This is a genomic window from Leptospira borgpetersenii serovar Javanica (assembly GCF_003046425.1).
GTDB classification, from domain to species: Bacteria; Spirochaetota; Leptospiria; order Leptospirales; family Leptospiraceae; genus Leptospira; species Leptospira borgpetersenii.
The window spans coordinates 5,001-7,500 of sequence record NZ_QAJG01000013.1 but is presented as its reverse complement, the minus strand read 5'-3'; the positions used below and the strand labels follow the sequence as shown (position 1 = coordinate 7,500).

The window sequence follows — 2,500 nt, the reverse complement described above, 5'->3', positions numbered from 1 at the left end:
TTATAATCTTTGTTTGTTGGAACTTCAAAGCAGGTATATCATCTCAATACAATACTCGTAGCTTTTTCGAATTCCAGATTTCTTTCGGAATCATGAGTTGATTGCCGCTTAAATGTAATTCTCGTAGATTTTGTAAATTCCAGATTTCTTTCGGAAGAGTCATGAGTTGATTGCCGCTTAAATGTAATTCTTGTAGGTTCTGCAATTCTCCGATTTCTTTCGGAAGCGTCATGAGTTGATTGCCGTTTAAGTATAATTCTTGTAGATTTTGTAAATTCCAGATTTCTTTCGGAAGAGTCATGAGTTGATTGCCGCTTAAATCTAAATATCGTAGGTTCTGCAATTCTCCGATTTCTTTCGGAAGCGTTTTGAATTTGTTGTACCTTAACTTTAAACCGTCTAGGTTCTGCAATTCTCCGATTTCTTTCGGAAGAGTTGTGAGTTCATTGAGCCCTGAATCTAATACTTTCAGATTTTGTAAATTCCCAATTTCTTTCGGAAGCGTTCTGAGTTTGTTCTTCCATAAATTTAAATGTTCTAGGTTCTGCAATTCTCCGATTTCTTTCGGAAGAGTTGTGAGTTCATTGAGCCCTGAATCTAATACTTTCAGATTTTGTAAATTCCCAATTTCTTTCGGAAGCGTTCTGAGTTTGTTCTTCCATAAATTTAAATGTTCTAGGTTCTGCAATTCTCCGATTTCTTTCGGAAGAGTTGTGAGTTCATTGAGCCCTGAATCTAATACTTTCAGATTTTGTAAATTCCCAATTTCTTTCGGAAGCGTTCTGAGTTTGTTCTTCCATAAATTTAAATGTTCTAGGTTCTGCAATTCTCCGATTTCTTTCGGAAGCGTTTTGAGTTCATTGCCGTTTAAATATAATGCTCGAACATCTATTGGATTTTGAAGGGCCTCGGCCAGATTGCTAAAGGATTCTTTTGCTTTTTTTTCGTCGTTTTTTTTGTCTTCCCATACAATCCAAAAACAAAGAAGGATTAAAGTTAAAATTTTTTGTAAGTTCGTGGTTTTTATCATTTCAGTGCCATTTTAAAAATATTTTCTGTTTTGTCATTCCTTGCGTATCGTTTTGCCAGCGTTCTTTCGGAAGCGTAAAATGACTCCGAATTGTCGGGCACAATTGCATCAAAGAAAAACCATGTCCGGTTTTTCGAAGGAAGTTCAATGTGATTCGTTAGGTCGTTACTTTCTTATCTCGTTTCGACAAAGTCAATACGTGTTTCGGGGAGTAATTTTCGAAAAATCGAAATCCGATCAAACGCACGCGATCGAACAATATTCGCTGACGAATTTTTTGCACGGATTCATTTAAACGCAGGGTATCGTCATTTTCGAATCGCCAAAAAACGGACTTGAACTGTGCATTTCTAGATTCTATTGTATTCCGACGAGGTGATTTATGAGTTTTTCGAAGATAGTCAAACGAGAATTGGAAGTCGCGTTTTCAAAAACCGGACAACCGTTCTGGTTTCGAATCGTAAAGTATTGCGTGTTGCTGTTTCTTTTGTATTTGATTCGGGATTCCGAATATCTTTGGCATATTTTATTAAGCGCATTCGCAATTTCGTTTACGATTCATTTTTGGTTTAGGTATAAAACGAGAGGATGGACGCGAAGTTATGGACCGTGGAAACACGATCAAAGTATAAAATCTGAAACCATTCGACTTTAGGCTGTTTCCCCGACTTTTCCTTCAAACTAAAGAAACTGTGTGATTTTCAACTACAATTCCTTTAATTTTTTAACGACCCTAATATGCTTTCTCATAAACACGAGCCGGTTTTATTTCAAAGCCATCGCATCGATAAATTTTAAAACGAGATTGTATCCGTAAAATTCGGACGTTTGGCCTTTTTGAAATTCGATTCCTAAGAAAAAAGTTCTTGAATTTTTTCAGAATCCTTTCAAGCCTGATACAATATGTTCCGCAATGTAACTCTACTACCTCTTCAGCTTCTTCTCCTCCTTAGTTAGGGGAGCCGGTAGAGTTGTAAAAAAATACACGAGCCCGCTCTCCTTGAGTGGGCTTTTTTGTTTCCGGAAAATTCTTCTCACTCGGAAAAAAACCACTCCTGGAATCGGCCTCTAAAAGGAGAAAACAGTGCAGCAAAATTCGAAACAAGAAAACGAGTACGTCATTCAGGACATTTCAATATCCGGAAATCAAAAACATATACAGTCCTTTTCGGAAATTCTTCAAAACCCTCTTCCCAAACATCCGCCTTTTTTTATGGACGTAACTTTGAGAGACGGCAATCAAGCGCTTCGTAAACCTTGGGATTTAGATCAAAAAGAAACGATCTTCAAACAACTCATCAAACTAGGCGTTCAAGGAATCGAAGTCGGATTCGCGTCTTCTAATTCTCAAGAATTCAAAACATGCAGTCGCCTTTCTTCTATCGCACCGGATAATGTTGTAATATCCTCTCTTTCCAGAGCGGTCGAAAAGGAAATCAAAATTTCTTGGAAAGCGATTCGACACGCATC

Annotated in this window: 3 protein-coding genes (1 of these 3 running past the window's edge); 2 read left to right on the top strand and 1 reads right to left on the bottom strand. The window is 37.4% G+C overall.

The annotated features are described in order from the left end of the window. Nucleotides 1-43: 43 nt before the first annotated feature. Nucleotides 44-1,030 carry a leucine-rich repeat domain-containing protein gene (locus tag CLV95_RS11730; protein ID WP_107694967.1) on the bottom strand — a complete coding sequence of 329 codons (987 nt, stop codon included), beginning with the start codon at nucleotides 1,028-1,030 and terminating at the stop codon, nucleotides 44-46. A gap of 382 nt (nucleotides 1,031-1,412) precedes the next feature. Between CLV95_RS11730 and CLV95_RS11720 the strand changes: the two genes are divergently transcribed. Beyond that, nucleotides 1,413-1,685, top strand: a complete 273-nt coding sequence (locus CLV95_RS11720) for a hypothetical protein (RefSeq protein ID WP_002728111.1) — start codon at nucleotides 1,413-1,415, stop codon at nucleotides 1,683-1,685. Nucleotides 1,686-2,114: 429 nt separating this feature from the next. Continuing rightward, on the top strand, nucleotides 2,115-2,500 hold the 5' end (the start) of the coding sequence (gene leuA2, locus CLV95_RS11715) for a 2-isopropylmalate synthase LeuA2 (RefSeq protein WP_002732020.1). The gene runs 922 nt beyond the window's last position; only the first 386 of its 1,308 coding nucleotides appear in the window; its start codon is at nucleotides 2,115-2,117; the stop codon falls past the right edge of the window.

What these genes read in the sequence shown, in the direction of transcription:
- CLV95_RS11730 (WP_107694967.1), bottom strand. Translation starts at nt 1,030, where the DNA reads ATGATAAAAACCACGAACTTACAAAAAATTTTAACTTTAATCCTTCTT.
- CLV95_RS11720 (WP_002728111.1), top strand. Translation starts at nt 1,413, where the DNA reads ATGAGTTTTTCGAAGATAGTCAAACGAGAATTGGAAGTCGCGTTTTCA.